16 protein-coding genes are annotated in these 17,973 nt (G+C 60.8%); 12 read left to right on the top strand and 4 right to left on the bottom strand.

All coding sequences use genetic code 11. The annotated features are described in order from the left end of the window. Positions 1–89 precede the first annotated feature (89 nt). The 7 genes from BSU04_RS29345 to BSU04_RS29315 all read left to right on the top strand — a co-directional run bounded on the left by BSU04_RS29345 (position 90) and on the right by BSU04_RS29315 (position 7,840). Positions 90–830, top strand: a complete 741-nt coding sequence (locus tag BSU04_RS29345) for a 3-ketoacyl-ACP reductase (protein WP_089163814.1) — start codon at positions 90–92, stop codon at positions 828–830. A 174-nt stretch (positions 831–1,004) separates the two neighbouring features. Beyond that, entirely contained in the window at positions 1,005–1,622 is a 618-nt protein-coding gene (phaR, locus tag BSU04_RS29340; protein ID WP_089163813.1) for a polyhydroxyalkanoate synthesis repressor PhaR, read from the top strand. 425 nt (positions 1,623–2,047) lie between these two features. Then, positions 2,048–3,100 carry a tRNA dihydrouridine synthase gene (locus BSU04_RS29335; protein WP_089163812.1) on the top strand — a complete coding sequence of 351 codons (1,053 nt, stop codon included), beginning with the start codon at positions 2,048–2,050 and terminating at the stop codon, positions 3,098–3,100. Between the two features lie 117 nt (positions 3,101–3,217). After that, complete coding sequence (gene rimO, locus BSU04_RS29330; protein ID WP_089163811.1) at positions 3,218–4,609, top strand: 30S ribosomal protein S12 methylthiotransferase RimO; 1,392 nt, start codon at positions 3,218–3,220, stop codon at positions 4,607–4,609. A 74-nt stretch (positions 4,610–4,683) separates the two neighbouring features. Further along, positions 4,684–5,871: a beta-ketothiolase BktB gene (gene bktB, locus BSU04_RS29325; RefSeq protein WP_089163810.1), complete on the top strand. Its 1,188-nt coding sequence runs from the start codon at positions 4,684–4,686 to the stop codon at positions 5,869–5,871. 26 nt (positions 5,872–5,897) lie between these two features. Further along, complete coding sequence (locus BSU04_RS29320; protein ID WP_256983394.1) at positions 5,898–6,554, top strand: hypothetical protein; 657 nt, start codon at positions 5,898–5,900, stop codon at positions 6,552–6,554. A gap of 89 nt (positions 6,555–6,643) precedes the next feature. Then, complete coding sequence (locus BSU04_RS29315) at positions 6,644–7,840, top strand: cystathionine beta-lyase (protein WP_089163809.1); 1,197 nt, start codon at positions 6,644–6,646, stop codon at positions 7,838–7,840. A gap of 88 nt (positions 7,841–7,928) precedes the next feature. Here the strand turns inward: BSU04_RS29315 and serB are convergent, their stop codons facing one another. Beyond that, on the bottom strand, positions 7,929–8,771 hold the full coding sequence (gene serB, locus BSU04_RS29310; RefSeq protein WP_089163808.1) for a phosphoserine phosphatase SerB: 843 nt from the start codon (positions 8,769–8,771) through the stop codon (positions 7,929–7,931). A 141-nt stretch (positions 8,772–8,912) separates the two neighbouring features. Between serB and BSU04_RS29305 the strand changes: the two genes are divergently transcribed. Beyond that, positions 8,913–10,130 carry a cytochrome P450 gene (locus BSU04_RS29305; protein ID WP_089163868.1) on the top strand — a complete coding sequence of 406 codons (1,218 nt, stop codon included), beginning with the start codon at positions 8,913–8,915 and terminating at the stop codon, positions 10,128–10,130. A gap of 48 nt (positions 10,131–10,178) precedes the next feature. Here BSU04_RS29305 and BSU04_RS29300 read toward each other — a convergent pair whose 3' ends face one another. The 3 genes from BSU04_RS29300 to BSU04_RS29290 form a co-directional block, all read right to left on the bottom strand. Beyond that, positions 10,179–10,472: a BrnA antitoxin family protein gene (locus BSU04_RS29300; RefSeq protein ID WP_089163807.1), complete on the bottom strand. Its 294-nt coding sequence runs from the start codon at positions 10,470–10,472 to the stop codon at positions 10,179–10,181. Then, positions 10,420–10,725 (bottom strand): BrnT family toxin, encoded by a 306-nt coding sequence (locus tag BSU04_RS29295; RefSeq protein ID WP_089163867.1) that lies wholly within the window; start codon positions 10,723–10,725, stop codon positions 10,420–10,422. The genes BSU04_RS29300 and BSU04_RS29295 overlap by 53 nt, the downstream gene beginning before the upstream one ends. Before the next feature lie 228 nt (positions 10,726–10,953). Continuing rightward, positions 10,954–11,913, bottom strand: coding sequence for a LysR family transcriptional regulator (locus BSU04_RS29290; protein WP_089163806.1), 960 nt, complete (start codon positions 11,911–11,913; stop codon positions 10,954–10,956). Between the two features lie 121 nt (positions 11,914–12,034). On the opposite strand from BSU04_RS29290, the gene BSU04_RS29285 reads away from it, so the two are divergent. The 4 genes from BSU04_RS29285 to ligD all read left to right on the top strand — a co-directional run bounded on the left by BSU04_RS29285 (position 12,035) and on the right by ligD (position 17,966). After that, positions 12,035–13,051: a zinc-binding alcohol dehydrogenase family protein gene (locus tag BSU04_RS29285; protein WP_089163805.1), complete on the top strand. Its 1,017-nt coding sequence runs from the start codon at positions 12,035–12,037 to the stop codon at positions 13,049–13,051. 175 nt (positions 13,052–13,226) lie between these two features. After that, positions 13,227–13,811, top strand: coding sequence for a DUF6013 family protein (locus BSU04_RS29280; RefSeq protein WP_089163804.1), 585 nt, complete (start codon positions 13,227–13,229; stop codon positions 13,809–13,811). A 202-nt stretch (positions 13,812–14,013) separates the two neighbouring features. Further along, positions 14,014–14,931 carry a non-homologous end joining protein Ku gene (ku, locus tag BSU04_RS29275; RefSeq protein WP_089163803.1) on the top strand — a complete coding sequence of 306 codons (918 nt, stop codon included), beginning with the start codon at positions 14,014–14,016 and terminating at the stop codon, positions 14,929–14,931. Between the two features lie 107 nt (positions 14,932–15,038). After that, positions 15,039–17,966 carry a DNA ligase D gene (ligD, locus tag BSU04_RS29270; RefSeq protein ID WP_089163802.1) on the top strand — a complete coding sequence of 976 codons (2,928 nt, stop codon included), beginning with the start codon at positions 15,039–15,041 and terminating at the stop codon, positions 17,964–17,966. Positions 17,967–17,973: the final 7 nt, after the last annotated feature.

Raw genomic sequence — 17,973 nt, 5'->3', positions numbered from 1 at the left:
AGACAGTGTGCGAGAGCACAGCGCGCGGCGATACAGGTCAGCAGCAAGACCGGCTCGCCAAGCGCGCATAACGATAAACGGAGCGAGCAATGACGAAACGAGTAGCGTATGTGACGGGCGGCATGGGCGGCATTGGTACGAGTATCTGCCAGCGGCTCCATAAGGATGGCTACACGGTCGTCGCGGGCTGTGGACCGAATTCGCCGCGCCGGGTCAAATGGCTCGAAGAGCAAAAGGCGCTGGGTTATGACGTCATCGCCTCGGAAGGCAACGTGGGCGACTGGGAGTCGACCAAGAACGCCTTCGACAAGGTCAAGGCCGAAGTCGGCGAAGTCGACATCCTGGTGAATAACGCGGGTATCACGCGCGATGTCGTGTTCCGCAAGATGACGCACGAAGACTGGACCGCGGTGATCGATACCAACCTGACGAGCCTCTTCAACGTGACGAAGCAGGTGATCGACGGCATGGTCGAGCGTGGTTTTGGACGCGTGATCAATATTTCGTCGGTGAATGGTCAGAAAGGGCAGTTCGGCCAGACCAACTATTCCACCGCGAAGGCGGGCATTCACGGCTTCACGATGGCGCTGGCGCAGGAAGTGGCGACCAAGGGCGTGACGGTTAACACCATTTCGCCGGGCTACATTGGGACGGACATGGTGAAGTCGATCCGCCCGGATGTGCTGGAGAAGATCGTCGCGACCATTCCGGTTCGCCGGCTTGGGCGGCCGGAGGAGATCGGCTCGATCGTGGCGTGGCTGGCATCGGAGGAATCGGGCTTTTCGACGGGTGCCGACTTCTCGCTGAATGGCGGTTTGCACATGGGTTGAGGGTGATTCACGCGGCGCGCCATGAAGCTGTGCGCGCCGCGCGTCCCGCGTCGGGTCGGGACGTTGGGACTGGTTGCCGGACTACCGGCACCAACTACGAACCGGCGGCTTGCGTCGCTTTCTATCACGCGGAGTCCGTCGGCACAGTTTGAGTTTTGCGTTTAAAGGCGTTACATGACCACTACAAAGAAATCCGCCGAACGACTCATAAAAAAATATCCGAATCGCCGGCTCTACGATACCGAAACCAGCACCTACATCACGCTTTCCGACGTCAAACAGCTCGTGCTCGACCAGGAAGAGTTCAAGGTGATGGACGCCAAGTCCGCCGAGGACCTGACGCGCAGCATCCTGCTGCAGATCATTCTGGAAGAAGAGAGCGGCGGCTTGCCGATGTTTTCATCGGTTATGCTTTCGCAGATCATCCGCTTCTACGGCAACGCGATGCAGGGCATGATGGGCACGTATCTGGAGAAGAATATCCAGGCGTTCATCGATATCCAGCACAAGCTCACGGACCAGTCTAAGGGACTGATCGACGGCAATGCGGTGCCGCTCAATCCGGAAATCTGGTCACAGTTCATGAACATGCAGGCGCCCATGATGCAGGGGATGATGACGAGCTATATCGAGCAATCGAAGAACATGTTCGTGCAGATGCAGGAGCAGATGCAGACCCAGGCGAAGTCGATGTTCAATACGTTCCCGTTCCCGAATCCGGCTACGGCTGGGGCGGCGACGACGACCGCAACGCCAGCTACTGCGCCGGCCGGGACGCCCGAGAAGAAGTAAGCTGGGCCGGCGCGGCGTCTGGAGCCGCGGGCGGTTCGCAGGACTTGCGACGGCTGGGAAAGCCGCGCGGGTCAACGCACGGGTCAAGGTTGGGCACCTGGCATTCGAGCACGTGTGGCTCACGGTACAATATCCGCTTGCAGCACAGCGCCCAAGGTGAATATCTCGCTCTGTGGCGGATGCTGCGGCGTATCTCGCCTTTTCAAGCGTCTTTTGTCCTGCTTTCGAGGGGCGACGCCAACTGCCGAAAGCGCGCCTCTGTGCTCGTTCGCTTCGTGCCTCTCCGGTGCTCAAAGCGCCGCTCGGCATTCACTTCGCCAGACCACGACATGTCCCATATCACTACGCCCGTCGCTTCGAAAGTCAGCTTTGCCTCGCTCGGATAACCGTAAAATCCGCAAAAGCAACTCAGGCGCCGTTCTCGTATGAGCCGGCTGCTTCTTGCGCCCATGGAAGGGCTTGCGGACTACGTACTGCGTGACGTGCTGACCAGCACAGGCGGATTCGACGGGTGCGTGTCCGAATTCGTCAGGGTGACGGGCTCGGTGCTTCCCCGAAGTGTCTACGAGAGAGATACGCCCGAAGTCCTCCACGGAGGCCATACATCCAGCGGCACGCCGATGGTGATCCAGTTGCTCGGCAGCGATCCTGAATGGATGGCGCTGAATGCGGCCCAGGCGGCCAGTCTCTCGCCGCATGGAATCGATCTGAACTTCGGCTGCCCCGCCAAAATAGTCAACCGGCACGGTGGCGGCGCGATGCTTCTGGCGCACCCGGAACAGCTGAACCGGATCGTTGCGTCAGTTCGCGCAGCGGTGCCTGCCGGCATCGCCGTGACAGCAAAAATGCGGCTTGGCGTGTCCGATACTTCGCTCGCGATCGACTGTGCCACGGCGTTGGCGGAAGGCGGCGCTGCCTCCCTTGTCGTGCATGCCAGAACGCGTGACCATGGCTACCGGCCGCCGGCCCACTGGGAGTGGATCGCGCGTATCGACGCTGCCGTGGACGTGCCAGTCGTGGCCAATGGAGAAGTCTGGACAGTGGCCGACTGGGAGCGATGCCGGGCGGTCAGCGGCTGCGCGGACGTGATGATCGGGCGCGGCGCTGTCTCTGATCCGTTCCTGGCTTTGCGAATCCGCGGACTGATGGACCCGGCGCCTTCGGGCGAGGAATGGGCGGCCGTGCTGGGCCAACTCGCCGATTACCTGAGAAAACTGCAAATCCGTGTCGGGGTGCGTCACGAGCACGGACGCGTCAAGATGTGGCTCAGCTATCTCAAGCGGACCTGGCCCGAGGCTGCCGAGCTGCACGCAGCCATCCGGCGCCTGCATGATTCGCACGAAATTCTTGAAGTGATCGAGGACGCTCTGGCGGTCAAGGACTTGATCCCGGCAGATCAACCCGCGGCCCTCGGCCTGTTTGATGCGGCAACGCCTCGCCGCGTGACCGGCTGTACCGTCGCCAGCGCGGTACAATAAGCGGTTGCGTGCGCGAGACGCTGTCCGGGGTTTGGTCCTTATGGACACCGGACCCCTTGGCCTTGCCGCACCGTCCCCATTTGTCGCCATTGTCACCGCTATACGCCGGACCCACCTATGTCGCAGACCATTTCCCCCGCCGTGCCGAGCGCTTCGGCCCCTAAAGTCGGGTTTGTTTCGCTCGGTTGCCCAAAAGCCTTGGTCGACTCCGAGCAGATCATCACGCAACTGCGGGCGGAAGGGTACGAGATTTCCGGCTCTTACGACGGCGCCGATCTCGTCGTGGTCAACACCTGCGGGTTTATCGACGAAGCCGTGCAGGAAAGCCTCGACGCGATCGGCGAGGCGCTGCACGAGAACGGCAAGGTGATCGTGACCGGTTGTCTGGGTGCGAAGAAGAGCGCGAGCGGAACGGGCTTGATCCAGGAAGTGCATCCGAAAGTGCTGGCCGTGACCGGGCCGCACGCGACGGCCGAGGTGATGAGCCACGTGCATCTGCATTTGCCCAAACCTCACGACCCGTTCATCGATCTCGTGCCGCCTGCCGGCATCAAGCTGACGCCGCGGCATTACGCGTATCTGAAGATATCGGAAGGCTGTAATCACCGGTGCACGTTCTGCATCATCCCGTCCATGCGCGGCGACCTGGTGTCGCGGCCGGTGGCCGACGTCATGCTCGAAGCCGAAAACCTGTTCAAATCCGGCGTCAAGGAACTGCTCGTGATTTCGCAGGACACGAGCGCATATGGCGTCGATGTCAAATATCGCACCGGTTTCTGGAACGGCAAGCCGATCAAGACGCGCATGACGGACCTTGTCGGCGCGTTGGGTGAGCTCGCGGTGCAATATGGCGCATGGGTCCGCCTGCATTACGTGTACCCGTACCCAAGCGTGGACGAAGTCATTCCTATGATGGCCGAAGGTCCGTTGAAGGGCCACGTGCTGCCGTATCTGGACGTTCCGTTCCAGCACGCGCACCCCGAAGTGCTCAAGCGCATGAAGCGCCCGGCGAACGCCGAGAAGGTGCTCGAGCGCGTGCAGAAGTGGCGCGCGATGTGCCCGGACCTGACTATCCGGAGCACGTTTATCGCGGGCTTCCCGGGTGAAACCGAAGAACAATTTCAAACGCTGCTGGACTTCCTTCGTATCGCCGATCTGGATCGGGTCGGCTGTTTCGCGTATTCGCCGGTTGAAGGGGCAACGGCGAACGAACTCGACGGCGCGCTGCCTGACGAAGTACGCGAGGACCGTCGTGCACGATTCATGGAACTGGCCGAAGAGTTGTCGGCGCAACGCATGAAACGCAAGATCGGCAAGACGCTGAAAGTGCTCGTCGATGAACTGAGCAACGAAGGCGGTGTCGGCCGAACCGCGGCGGATGCGCCAGAGATTGACGGCGTGGTGTATATCGAGCCGGCGAAGAAGGCGTCGAAGCGTTACAAGGCGGGCGATTTCGTGTCGGTGAAAATCACCGGCGCCGATGGCCACGACCTGTGGGGCGAAGTCTGAGCATTAGATTGTGATGTCACGCTCGGCGCGGCGGTTTGCACAAAGCACAAAACAACTGAGACGAAGGAGCTTTCATGGCGCAGCGTGAAGTGATGGTGGTCAGCGGCGTGCGGACCGCAATTGGCGATTTCGGCGGTGCGCTGAAGGACTTCAGCCCGACGGATCTCGGTGCGCGCGTGGTGCGGGAGGTTTTGTCGCGAGCGAACGTGTCGGGCGAGGAGGTTGGCCATGTGGTGTTCGGCAATGTGATCCAGACCGAACCCAAGGACATGTATCTGGCACGCGTCGCCGCGGTGAACGGCGGCGTGGCGCACCACGCGCCCGCGCTGACCGTCAATCGCTTGTGCGGTTCGGGCCTGCAGGCTATTGTCTCGGCCGCTCAATCCATTCTGCTTGGTGACACCGATATCGCCATCGGCGGCGGCGCGGAAAGCATGAGCCGCGCGCCGTATCTCGCGCCGGCGGCACGCTTCGGACAGCGCATGGGCGACGCACGTCTCATCGACATGATGCTCGGCGCGCTGCACGATCCCTTCGATGCCATCCACATGGGCGTCACGGCGGAAAATGTCGCCGCCAAATACGGTATCTCGCGCGAGATGCAGGATGAGCTCGCGCTCGAATCCCATCGGCGCGCGGCGCGGGCTATCGAAGCGGGTTATTTCAAGGAACAGATTCTTGCCGTCACGCAGGCATCGAAGAAGGGCGACATTGTCTTCGATACCGACGAGCACGTCCGTCTGAACGCCACGCTCCAGGATTTCACGAAGCTCAAGCCCGTGTTTGCGAAGGAAAACGGAACGGTGACCGCGGGCAATGCGTCGGGCATCAACGACGCGGCCGCCGCCGTCGTGCTGATGGAACGGGGTACGGCTGAAGCGCGTGGCTTGAAGCCGCTTGCGCGATTGGTCTCGTATGCGCACGCGGGCGTCGATCCGAAATACATGGGCATTGGCCCGATTCCGGCCACACGCAAGGCATTAGAGCGCGCGGGCCTGAGCGTCGGGGACCTCGATGTGATCGAAGCCAACGAAGCGTTTGCGGCGCAGGCTTGCGCGGTATCCAAAGAGCTGGCGCTGGACCCCGCGAAGGTCAATCCGAACGGCTCGGGCATTTCGCTCGGCCACCCGATCGGGGCAACCGGCGCGCTGATCACCGTGAAGGCGTTGTACGAGCTGCAGCGCGTGGGTGGACGTTATGCGCTGGTGACAATGTGCATTGGGGGCGGGCAGGGCATCGCGGCAATTTTCGAACGCGTATGAGCAGGGTAAGGAGAGGAAACTATTCGATGACGCAAATGAAAGTGGCGGCGGTGGCGGCAGCGCTCTTGCTCGCCGGCTGCAATTCGACCATGCCGCCCGACGGCTCCCGAGCCGTGTCGGCGGCACGCGCAGCGGCTACGCCGGGCGATCTGGGCCTGCAGGCACCGGGTACGGCTGAAGCAATTGAAACGCTGGCGCTACCGCCTGCCAAACCACTGACGCCGAATCCGGCGTATGCGCGATTCCCGACCTATGTCGGCACGCTCGGCGACAAGCAGATTGAAATGAAGCTTGGCGCAAAAACCGATGAACGCACGGGCGTGCACGGCGAATATCGGCTCGCGGGAGCGTCGACGGTGATTTTGGTCGCGGGTGACCGTGACGGCGATACGCTCGAGATCGAAGAGTCGAATGACGGCACGCATATCACCGGGAACTGGGTCGGCAAGTTTGCAGCCGACGGCAGTGTGTCGGGCGAACGCATGAACGCCGATGATTCCAATCCGTTGCCCTTCGACCTCAAGCCCGTCGGGTCTGGTGCTGTGCCTGCTGCTGCCGCTGGAGCGGTTGCACCGAAGGCGCCGCAATCAGCCGCGCCTTCGCTTGAGCCCGCGCCTGCGCCCGCTGCGCCGGCCGCAGGCCGCGCGTTGGGCGGAACCAGCAACGTAACGATCGGCGAGTGAAACACAAACTCGCCGTTCGATGTAATACGGCGTCATCGGCTTCTCGCGATGACGCTTTTTTCTTATAGCCTCGAACAAGCAGGACACTCATGACCGATTCCCGCAATTCGTCTAGCGCGCGCAGCTTGCAGACCCGTATCGTTCATCCGGACGATCAGCTCAGCCCCGGTTTCGATTCGTTCTCGGTTCCGGTTGCACGGGCGTCGACCGTGGTCTTCCCGAATCTCGCTGCCATGCGAGCGCTCGTCTGGAGCGACGACAGTCAGTGGCGCTATGGCCTGCACGCAACCCCCACGTCGCTTGCGCTGGCGCAACGGTTGGCGGTGATCGAGGGTGGCAAGCATGCGTTGCTGCAGCCTTCGGGTTTATCGGCTATATCGAACGTGTACTTCGGCTTGGTGAAGTCCGGCGATCACGTGATGATTCCCGACAACGCGTACTCACCGAATCGCGAGCACGCCGACTGGCTCGTGGCGGATTTCGGCCTGGAAGTGACGTATTACGATCCGCTGATCGGCGCGGGCATTGACGCGCTGATCCGGCCGAACACCAAGCTGATCTGGCTCGAAGCGCCGGGTTCGGTGACCATGGAAGTGCAGGACGTGCCGGCGATCACGAAGGTCGCGCGAGCGCGCAAGATCCTGAGCGCTATCGACAATACTTATTCGGCCGGTCTCGCGTTCAAACCCTTCGAGCATGGCGTGGATATCTCGGTGCAGGCGCTGACGAAGTACCAGTCCGGTGCGAGCGACATCCTGATGGGCGCGACGATTACCGCCGACAAAGCCATCCACATGAAATTGAAGAGCGCGCGCATGCGCATGGGCATAGGCGTGTCTTCGGACGACTGTTCGCTCGTGCTGCGCAGTCTGCCGACCATGCAAATCCGCTTTGACGCTCACGACCGGACAGCGCTCGCGCTCGCTCACTGGCTCAAGACGCGGCCGGAAATTTCGGCGGTGTTGCATCCGGCATTGGCGGATTGCCCGGGCCATGGATTCTTCAAACGCGATTTCACGGGGGCAGGCGGACTGTTCTCCGTGGTCTTCGACAAACGCTACAGCCCGGCGCAAATCGATACCTTCGTCGAGGCGTTGGAAAATTTCGCGATCGGCTGGAGCTGGGGCGGTGCGAATAGTCTCGCCATGCCGTACGACATCAAATCGATGCGCACCGCCGGCGACTGGCCGCATGAGGGCGTGCTGGTGCGGTTTTATATCGGGCTGGAAGATCAGGCGGATCTGCAGGCGGATCTGGAACGGGCGTTGGCGGGGTTAAAGGGGTAAAGCCATTGATCGAAACGGGGCCGAGTCTCAGACTTGGCCCTCTTCTTTAGCCCTTTTCTTTAGCCCTTTTCTCGAGATCCGAGCCCGCTCAAAACAACCGCAGCAACCCGTCCAGTCCCACGAAGTTCAACGCCAGTCCTGCCGCTTCACGCACCACCGGCTTCGCCCGGAACGCCACCGACAACCCTGCTTCCGCCATCATCTTCAGATCATTCGACCCGTCGCCCATCGCGATAGACCGCTGCGGATCAATACCCAGTTGCGCGCAGGTTTCACGCAGTGTGCGCGCTTTGACTTCAGCATTAACGATCTCGCCGGTGACCTTCCCGGTCAGCTTGCCATCGACTATTTCAAGCGTGTTCGCGTGCGTGAAATCAAGCCCGAGGCGTGCCTTCAGCTTCTCGGTGAAGAACGTGAAACCGCCGGATACCAGCAGGGTTTTCAGTCCCGCCGCCTTTGCCCCCGCGAGCATGATTTCCGCGCCAGGCGACAAGCGCAGCCGTTCGTCATAAACCCGTTCCAGCGCGCTTGCTTCCAGACCCTTCAGCAGCGCAACCCGCCGCGTCAGGCTCTCGTTGAAGTCCTTGATCTCGCCGCGCATCGACGCTTCGGTAATCGCCGCGACCTGTGACTTCAACCCGCAAAAATCGGCGATCTCGTCAATACACTCGATCGTGATCAACGTCGAATCCATGTCCATGGCGACGAGGCCGAAATCATTCAGGCGCAGCGCCGGGTCGATAAACGCGTAATCCAGCCGATGCGCGCCGCAATACGCATCGATATCCGGACGCTGCAGCGGATCCGCGTCGCGCAGCCGCAATACCCGGCCGCCGTCCGCGTGTTCGCTTTGCTGCGAGCGCGCGAGGGCCATGAGCGGTTTCAGATGGGACTCGGCGATCGGATCGAGGCTTTGGATGACAAGGTTCATGACGGGTGGAGAGCGAGAAAAATAGCGGTGGGAACAATCGAGAGCTGCAGTGCGAGACCTGTCATTGTAATGGTCCCGACCGATGGCGGACGTGCGCGCCGCGCCGCTATGATGGCTGTCGATCAAACGACGGAGACCCGCATGACCCCGACCGAACGCGCGCTCGACTTTGATCTGCGCAAGCTCGACGTCGCGTTTTACGCTGACCCGTATCCGGTCTACGACGCGCTGCGCACCACGGAGCCGATCAAGACAATGCCCGATGGCTCGCTGTTTCTCACGCGGTATCGGGACGTTCAGGCCGTGTATCGCGATCCGAAAACCTTCAGTTCGGACAAGACCGTTGAATTTGGCCCGAAGTATGGCGTCCATACTGCGCTTTTCGCGCATCACACGACGAGCCTCGTATTCAACGATCCGCCGCGGCACACGCGCGTGCGCAAACTGATCGCGGGAGCGCTGACGGCGCGTGCGATCGCGGCAATGGAGCCGGGTCTTGTGCGTCTGATCGACGATCTTCTCGACCAGGCTGCAGCACGCGGTGAGATCGATTTGATCGATGATTTCGCTTCGGCGATTCCGGTTGAAGTGATCGGCAATCTGCTCGACGTGCCGCACGATGAACGCGCGCCATTGCGTGACTGGTCGCTAGCGATTCTCGGCGCGCTGGAACCCGCGCTCAACCCGGAACAGGAAGCGCGGGGTAATCGCGCGGTAGCGGATTTCATCGATTATCTGGTGACGCTGGTTGCTCGGCGCCGCGCGCATCCAGGCGACCCACAGCATGACGTGCTCACGCGGCTGATTCAAAGCGAAGCCGACGGAGAGCGCCTGGACGAGGCTGAACTGCTGCATAACTGCATTTTCATCCTGAACGCGGGGCACGAGACGACTACGAATCTGATTGGCAACGGCATCGTGCTACTGGCGCAATGGCCGGAGCAGCGGGCGCGGTTATTGGCCGACCCGGCGTTGATTGAGAGTGCGATCGAGGAGTGTTTGCGTTACGAAAGCTCGAACCAGCTCGGCAACCGGATCGCGACGGCGGATACGGATATTGCCGGGGTACCGGTCGTGCGTGGGACGCCGGTGACGTTGTGCATCGGGGCGGCGAATCGCGATCCGGAGCAGTTTGAGGCGGCCGGTTGTTTCGATATCGGCCGCGAGCCGAATCGGCATCTTGCGTTTGGGTTCGGGATTCATCAGTGCGCGGGGTTGTCGCTGGCGCGGTTGGAGGCGCGTATTGCGATCGGGCGATTTACTGTGCGGTTCCCGGATTACGGACTTGCGGGCGAGCCGGTGCGCGCGTTCCGGGCGCGGTTTCGAGGGTTTGTGAAGGCGCCGGTAAGGGTGGGGTAAAGACGGTGTGAGGGCGCGCTGAATGGCGCGCCATTACTCACCCATGGTTCAACGCATCAATCCGTGCGATTTCGCGTAGTCGCGCAACGCGGCATTCATTCGCGTTTGCCAGCCTTCGCCTTGCGCTTTATAAGCGTCGACCACGTCCGGATCGATGCGCAATTTGATGGGTAACTTCGGATTTTCCAGCTTCGGTCGTCCGCGCGGGCGCAGCATTTCCGTGGCTCGCTCGTGCCCGTACAGCTCCGGCAAAACGTCCGACGCCGGTCGTGCACGCGCGAATTCCGCCTCACCCCATTCGGGGTTCTCGTCCAGCACTTCTTCCTTGTTCTGCTTGCTCATACCGCTTTACCTCGCGAAGGTTCGCCTTCCGTAGACTAATAACGTGAATCCTGTTGCCACGTGGCGTGAATACCAGCATGTGCAGGCGATCGGCTATTAAACCGAGAGCCTGAAACCTGCGCTCGACATAAATGTTGCGACAATCTTCGACGATCAATGCACTCGACATGACAAAATCGCGGACCGCTTCGAACGACAGGCCTCGCTCTTGGATATTTGCTTCACTCTTTGGGACGTTATACGAAATGCCCATGAATAATGTACCCCCAAAAAACGGTGAGTACAAGTAATATTTGTACACCCAAAATTTATAAGCGTTGTTGGCTGAAAAACCACAAACTCGAGGACAGCGCAGATGAATTGCCAAAGGGCGCAGACGCGCCGATCGAGCCCGCTGCAATTCGTCGTTGCAATGCAATACTCCGGTTGCACCAAAATTTAAAGAATACGTAAATTCCTATTTGCATTTACGGGATGACGACTACCGCATCACTCTTCGCGGATCGACATCCCAGTACGGCGGATCGCCGAAATGCCCGCTCAGGAAATCGATGAACGCCGTCGTTTTCGGTGGCACGAATGCGCGGCTCGGGTACACCGCCCAGATCGCCACCGTTTCCGCGAGTGGATAGCTATCGAGGACGGTCACCAGTTCGCCGCTGTGCAGGAACGGCGCCACGCTCCACGTCGATTTCAACCCGATACCAAACCCGGCAAGTAACGCATCGCGAATGACTTCGCCGTTGTCCGTATCTAGCCGGCCGCACACGCGCACATCAATAGTCCCAGTCGGCGTGACGAACGCCCAGTCTCGTTGCCCTGACAGAATCGCACACTCGTGCTGCGCAAGATCAGCGGGGTGGCGCGGCGTGCCATGCTCAGCGAGATACGTCGGCGACGCGCACAGCACGCGCCGGTTGCTGGCGAGTTTTCTCGCGACGAGCGTCGAATCCTTTAACGCGCCAATACGCACTGCCAGATCGATGCCTTTATCGACGAGATCGACTACCTGGTCGGTCAGGCGCAAGTCGAGGCTCACGCCCGGATAGCGGCGCAGGAATTCAGGAATGGCCGGCGATACATGCTGACGCCCGAGCGAGGACGGCATGGTCACGCGCAAACGTCCCTGCGGTTGCTCGAACGCGCGTCCGACCGAAGCGCGGGCCGCATCGGCGGCGTCGAGCAATGCGCGGGCGTGCTCGATGAAAATCTCGCCTTCCTGCGTGACACTGATGCGCCGTGTTGTCCGATGCAAAAGCCGCGCGCCAAGCTGCCGTTCAAGTTGGGCGAGCCGGGCGCTCGCGACGGCGGCAGACAATCCGAATTCCCGTCCCGCCGCAGACAGATTCGATAAAGCCGCCGACCGTACGAACAGCGCGACGTCCAGCAAATCGAGCTGTGCCTTATAGGGTAAGTTGCTCTGAACGTCGATTTTCGTCATCTTCGTGATTATCAATAAAATGTTTCAGCAATTATGACGGTTTCGCGCGAAGCTGAAAGCCCTTAACATCGGGTCCATGCATTGCACAAGCAACGCCTGAACCCCCTTACGGAGCTTTTTCATGAAAGCGATTGCCCTGACCCGTTACCTGCCCATCTCGAATCCGGAATCGTTGATGGACGTCGAGATCGACAAACCGACGCCGACCGGCCGTGACCTCCTGGTGAAGGTCGAGGCGATCGGCGTGAACCCCGTCGATACGAAAGTGCGTGCGCCGAAGGACAAGGTCGAAGACACGCCGCGTGTTCTTGGCTGGGATGCATCGGGCGTGGTCGAAGCGGTCGGTCCGGACGTGACGCTGTTCAACGTGGGAGACCCCGTGTTTTATGCCGGCAGCATCACGCGGCCAGGTACGAACAGCGAGTTCCATCTGGTCGATGAACGTATTGTTGGCGTCAAGCCCCAATCGCTCGATTTCTCGCACGCCGCAGCCTTGCCGCTCACCACGATCACCGCATGGGAAGCCCTGTTCGCCCGGCTGGGGGTATCGGCGCAAGGGCATGACGCCGGCAAGTCCGTGTTGATCGTGGGCGGCGCGGGCGGCGTGGGGTCGATCGGCATCCAGCTTGCGAAAAAAGTCGCGAAGCTGAAGGTGATTGCGACTGCGTCGCGGCCGGAGTCGGCGAAGTGGGCGACACAACTCGGCGCGGATCACATCGTCGACCATTTCGGCGACATGCCCAAGCAACTGAAGGACGCAGGTTTCGAGCAAGTCGACTACGTGCTGATTTTCAATGACACGGACAAGCACTTTCCCGCCGCCGCCGCTGTCATTGCACCGCAAGGGGGCATCTGCTCGATCGTCGAAAACAACAAGCCGATTCCCGTCGAATTGCTGAAGGCGAAAAGCGCCGCGTTCCATTGGGAGTTCATGTTCACACGCTCGATGTTCGGCACGCCGGACATGCTCGAACAACACAAGCTGCTGACTGAAGTGGCGCGACTGATCGACGCAGGCACGGTCAAGACCACGCTTGGCCGCGACCTCGGCAAGATCAACGCAACGAACCTGCGGGAGGCGCACCGCCTGCTGGAAGAAGGGCGTGCGATCGGCAAACTGGTGCTGACGGGCTTCTGATTCGCCGGGAGTCTCGATCGGCCAATCCATTGCAAGCAGCGCGCGCCACGGGTTTCCCATGAGAAACCCGTGGCGCGCGTCGCGCTAGACTGATCCCGCCACACGCGCGGCGCGGCCACCCCGGCGCCGTTGCTGTACGCCCGGCGTGACGGCTGCAAACGGAGGGGTTTTTCGCATGATCGATCGTTCGGGTTTTTTTCAGGTTGGCGGTTCTTCGCAAGGTCGTTGGATTGCTGCGGGCGCTGTGATGGCGCTGCTAGCTTGCGTGGTTGAACCGGCAGCTCACGCGACGCCCAGCATCAAGGTGCTGTCGGAAGTCGCCAACGACGGGCCGATCAAATATACAGTGAAGATGGCGTCGAAGAATTGGGGCAGCGCGCAGGAAACGCGCACGATCCGCTCGGGCCAGACGGATGACTTCACATGGCAAAGCAAGCCTGCCGGCGGTTCGCAGAGCGTCCCGGATGCATGTCCGGACGTGGACTCCATCCGCAACGCAAGCGGTACGACGGTGCGTCAGGTGAAGATCCGTTTCGCGGCGGTGGTCGCCAATAGCGGGGACGCCGACGTCCAGTTGAGTTTCCAGGGCCACGCGCCGCGCCCGGCGAGCGCCGTTACCGTGGGAGGCAAGAAGCTTCAATGTCCCACCGATAACTTCTTCAGCCAGCTAGTCCATTTCACCATGCCCACCGGCGGCGCCGACAAGAACGTCACACTCAGCGACGGCACAAAGCTCACGATCAGCGCGAGCCGCAAATAGAGTCTCCCACGGCGAGGCTGATTTTTCGCACCTGGGGTTCGAGGCCGCGCTGCTTGGGTTGCAAAGCATCAGCCTAAGCCGGCGCGCGCTTATCCCATCTGGCACGTTTTCTGCAACGTGATAACGGCCATGCGTCTCTCGGCGCATGTTAATCGTTCATCCTGTCACGCCGTCAGAGCGGCTATCGGAAAGGTCATTCGCGATGCCACACATGATCTGGAAAGGCGCGATCAGCTTTGGGCTGGTGCACGTCCCCGTGCAGCTCTATCCGGCGACGCAGTCGGAGAAGGTCGGCTTCAATCTGCTCGACAAGCGCTCGATGGACCCCATCGGCTATAAGCAATTCAACAAGAACACGGGTAAGGACGTCACGCGTGACAACATCGTGCGTGGCTTCGAGTATGAGAAGGGCAAATACGTCGTGATGAGCGACGCCGAGATTCGCTCGGCCAATCCGGAATCGACGCAGACCGTGGACATTCTCGCGTTTGTCGAAGCCCCTGACATTTCGTTTCTCTCCCTCGATACCCCTTATTACCTCGCGCCTGATCGCAAGGGCGAGAAAGTGTATGCGTTGCTGCGCGACGCGTTGAAGGCGTCGGGGAAAGTCGGGATAGCGAACGTGGTGCTGCACAACAAACAACATCTGGCTGCGCTGATTCCGGTGGGTCCTGCGCTGGCGCTCAACACGTTGCGCTGGGCCGATGAAGTGCGCGAATTCGATGACTTCAAGTTCCCGGACGAAAACTCGAAGAAGGCGGGGGTATCGCCGAAAGAACTGGAGATGGCGCAGCGATTAATAGATGACATGAGCGATACGTGGAACCCGCACGACTATCACGACACGTTCCGCGAAGACATCATGGCGCTCGTCAACAAGAAGGTTAAGGAAGGGAAAACGGAGGAGGTGTCGGAGGTCGAAGAAGGCGCGCCACGCAAGGCGTCGGCGGAGATCCTCGATTTGTCCGAACTCCTCAAGCGCAGCTTGAAGAAGGGTAAGCCGACGAGACGCGGCGCCAAAACCACCGGCAGCACCGAGGAAGGCACGGCTGACGCCGACGCCGCGCAACCCGCGGCCAGACCCGCACGCAAGACAACAACGCGCCGCAAACGCGCTTAAACCCGTCGGCGCGCGTTGCGTCATGTGATGCGTCATGCGATGCGTCGCGCGTTGGTTCCCCATCGTTGGTTCACCCATCTATACGCACTACGAAAAGCGACCTGCCGATGGCCGATAAACTTGAAACCTACCAGCGCATGCGGCGCTTCAACCAGACGCCTGAGCCATCCGGCCAGGCGGCTGTAAAGGCCAAGGCCCGGCGCGTGGCGAAAAAGGCTCGGGAGAGCGCACTGTCGTTCGTCATCCAGGAACACGATGCCCGGCGTCTTCATTACGACTTCCGTCTCGAACTCGACGGCACGCTCAAGTCCTGGGCCGTACCGAAAGGGCCGAGTCTCGATCCTTCGGTGAAACGGCTGGCCGTGCACGTGGAAGATCATCCTATCGATTACGGCTCGTTCGAAGGCAGTATCCCCGAGGGAAACTATGGCGCGGGCAGCGTGATCGTTTGGGATCGCGGGACTTGGGAGCCGCAGGCCGGCAGTATCGACGAAGCCCGTGAAACGTATGCGAAGGGCAAGCTGAAGTTCGTCCTGCACGGCGACAAGCTCCACGGTGGCTGGACGCTCGTGCGCAGCAACATGCGCGGCAACGGCGACAAAGAACAATGGTTGCTGATCAAGGAACGCGACGACGAAGCTCGCAACGAGGCCGACTACGACGTGCTGCTCAAGCAGCCCGGCAGCGTGATGAGCGATTCGCTCGGAGCACGCACGAAGAACGGTGAAGTACGCGAAAGGGCCGAGCGGAAGACCGCTGCCAAGACCAGCAAAACGACGAGCGGTGCCACGAAGGCCGCGCCACCGCCGAAGCGGCCTGCCGTGAAGGATCAAGGCACACGCCCTGAGCGGCCGCGGCCGGATATCGTGGCGAACCGGAGCGGGGAATCGCTGCGAACCCTTGCAGACAATCCCGCGATCCAGGACGCTGTACGTGCCAGGCTTCCTGCAACCATGAAGCCACAACTCGCGACCCTCGTGGACACCGCGCCATCGAGCGATGACTGGTCCTATGAAATCAAGTTCGATGGTTATCGGATTCTCGTGCGCATCGATCGCCAGGCTGCATCGAAAGCGAAATCCACGCAGATCTTCACGCGCAACGGCCATGACTGGACCAGCAAGTTCAGCCGTCAGGTCAAGGCGCTGAGTCAGCTCGATGTCGATAGCGCGTGGCTCGACGGCGAGGCGGTCGTGCTCGACGACAACGACCTCCCCAGCTTCCAGAAACTGCAGAACGCCTTCGACGCCAATCGTCCGCAAGATATTGCCGTTTATTTCTTCGATATCCCCTACCTGAACGGTTATGACCTGCGCGGCGTGCCGCTGGTGCAGCGGCGAGCGATCCTGAAGGCGCTGCTGGAACCGGTCGATGACGACGCGCTGCGCTTCTCCGAGGATTTCGAATTCAACGTCGATGACCTGCTGAAGAGCGCTTGCGACATGGCGCTGGAGGGGATTATCGGCAAACGGCGCGACAGCACTTATACGCCGGGGCGCAGCAACGCATGGGTCAAGCTTAAATGCCGGCGCCGGCAGGAGTTTGTGATCGGCGGGTATTCGGAGCCGTCGGGCAGCCGTGGGCAGTTCGGTGCGTTATTGCTCGGCGTTCATGACACGAACGGCAAGCTGCAATACGCGGGGCGGGTAGGCAGCGGCTTCGATGCATCGACTCTACGCGATGTCAAAAAGCAACTCGATGCACGCGAGGTCAAGACAATGCCGTTCGCCAGTGCGCCGAAAGAGCGTAGCCGAACACCCGTGCATTGGGTCAAGCCGGAACTTGTCGCCGAATGCAATTTCGCTGAATGGACGTCGGAGCGGATCGTGCGGCAAGCCTCGTTCGTCAGCCTGAGGGACGACAAACCGGCGCGTGAGATCGTCAAGGAAATGCCGAGATCGACGAAGGAGGTTGCGTTGGACAATGACAATGACAACGATAAGAACAAGAAGCCAGCGAAGAAAACGGCGGTGAAAAGTGCGGCGAAAGTGCTTCGTACGGTGAAAACGGCGACGAAAAAAACCTCGGCAAAGACCACCGATACGGCGAAACAGAATGGCAAATCCAAGCCGGGTCCCGGGACGACAGCAACGAAAACAGCAGCGAAGACCGTCGCTAAGAAAGCCACGCGCAATCCCGCTGGTACGGAGCTTGTAGCAGGCGTGAAGATCAGTCATCCCGATCGTGTGATCGACCCCTCGACGGGTACTTGCAAGCTCGATCTCGCCCTTTACTACGAGTCCGTCGCGCCGTGGATGCTGCCGCATCTCAAAGACCGGCCGGTGTCGCTGGTGCGTGCGCCGGAGGATATCGGCGGCGAGCTGTTCTTCCAGAAGCACAGCGAGAAGCTGACCATTCCGAACGTCAAGCAGCATCCGGGCATCGATCCTGGTCATCCGGCGCTCATCACGATAGAAAGCGTCGGCGCGCTGGTGGGCGCGGCGCAAATGGGCACGATCGAGATGCACACCTGGAATGCGCTTGCGGCCAAACTCGAGAAGCCCGACCGCATGGTCTTCGATCTTGATCCAGGCGAAGGCCTCGGCTGGGACCGGATGCAGGAGGCCGCGCGCCTCACGCGTGAGTTGCTGACGGAACTCGGTCTTGAATCCTTCTGTAAGACGAGCGGCGGCAAGGGCCTGCATGTGGTCGTTCCGCTTACGCCGCAGGCCGGCTGGGACGAAGTGAAAGGGTTCTCACAGGCGGTCGCGCAGCATATGGCCAGCACGCTGCCCAAGTATTTCTCCGCGAAGATGGGCAAGCAGAATCGCCGGGACAAGATCTTCGTCGACTACTTGCGCAACAACCGGGGGTCGAGCACGGTCGCCGCGTTTTCGCTGCGCGCTCGGCCGGGGATGGGAGCGTCGGTTCCTATCGGCTGGGACGAACTCGATACCACCACCGCCGGCGATCAATGGAATGTCGGCAATCTGCATGAGCGCCTGGACGTGCTCAAAACCGATCCGTGGAGCCAGTACGCGAACACACGGCAACGCATCACAGCGTCCATGAAGAAGCGGCTCGATATCAAGTGAGCGAAGG

The sequence above is a fragment of the Caballeronia sordidicola genome (assembly GCF_002220365.1).
Lineage (GTDB): Bacteria > Pseudomonadota > Gammaproteobacteria > Burkholderiales > Burkholderiaceae > Caballeronia > Caballeronia sordidicola_C.
The sequence above is the reverse complement of the archived record's forward strand: the minus strand, read 5'-3'. Positions and strand labels throughout refer to the sequence as shown.

Coding starts and splice junctions, on each gene's coding strand:
- rimO (WP_089163811.1), top strand. CDS start 3,218: ATGTCGCAGACCATTTCCCCCGCCGTGCCGAGCGCTTCGGCCCCTAAA.
- serB (WP_089163808.1), bottom strand. CDS start 8,771: ATGAACCTTGTCATCCAAAGCCTCGATCCGATCGCCGAGTCCCATCTG.
- ku (WP_089163803.1), top strand. CDS start 14,014: ATGCCACACATGATCTGGAAAGGCGCGATCAGCTTTGGGCTGGTGCAC.
- BSU04_RS29345 (WP_089163814.1), top strand. CDS start 90: ATGACGAAACGAGTAGCGTATGTGACGGGCGGCATGGGCGGCATTGGT.
- BSU04_RS29280 (WP_089163804.1), top strand. CDS start 13,227: ATGATCGATCGTTCGGGTTTTTTTCAGGTTGGCGGTTCTTCGCAAGGT.
- BSU04_RS29320 (WP_256983394.1), top strand. CDS start 5,898: ATGACGCAAATGAAAGTGGCGGCGGTGGCGGCAGCGCTCTTGCTCGCC.
- BSU04_RS29315 (WP_089163809.1), top strand. CDS start 6,644: ATGACCGATTCCCGCAATTCGTCTAGCGCGCGCAGCTTGCAGACCCGT.
- bktB (WP_089163810.1), top strand. CDS start 4,684: ATGGCGCAGCGTGAAGTGATGGTGGTCAGCGGCGTGCGGACCGCAATT.
- BSU04_RS29305 (WP_089163868.1), top strand. CDS start 8,913: ATGACCCCGACCGAACGCGCGCTCGACTTTGATCTGCGCAAGCTCGAC.
- BSU04_RS29335 (WP_089163812.1), top strand. CDS start 2,048: ATGAGCCGGCTGCTTCTTGCGCCCATGGAAGGGCTTGCGGACTACGTA.
- BSU04_RS29285 (WP_089163805.1), top strand. CDS start 12,035: ATGAAAGCGATTGCCCTGACCCGTTACCTGCCCATCTCGAATCCGGAA.
- phaR (WP_089163813.1), top strand. CDS start 1,005: ATGACCACTACAAAGAAATCCGCCGAACGACTCATAAAAAAATATCCG.
- BSU04_RS29300 (WP_089163807.1), bottom strand. CDS start 10,472: ATGAGCAAGCAGAACAAGGAAGAAGTGCTGGACGAGAACCCCGAATGG.
- BSU04_RS29290 (WP_089163806.1), bottom strand. CDS start 11,913: ATGACGAAAATCGACGTTCAGAGCAACTTACCCTATAAGGCACAGCTC.
- ligD (WP_089163802.1), top strand. CDS start 15,039: ATGGCCGATAAACTTGAAACCTACCAGCGCATGCGGCGCTTCAACCAG.
- BSU04_RS29295 (WP_089163867.1), bottom strand. CDS start 10,725: ATGGGCATTTCGTATAACGTCCCAAAGAGTGAAGCAAATATCCAAGAG.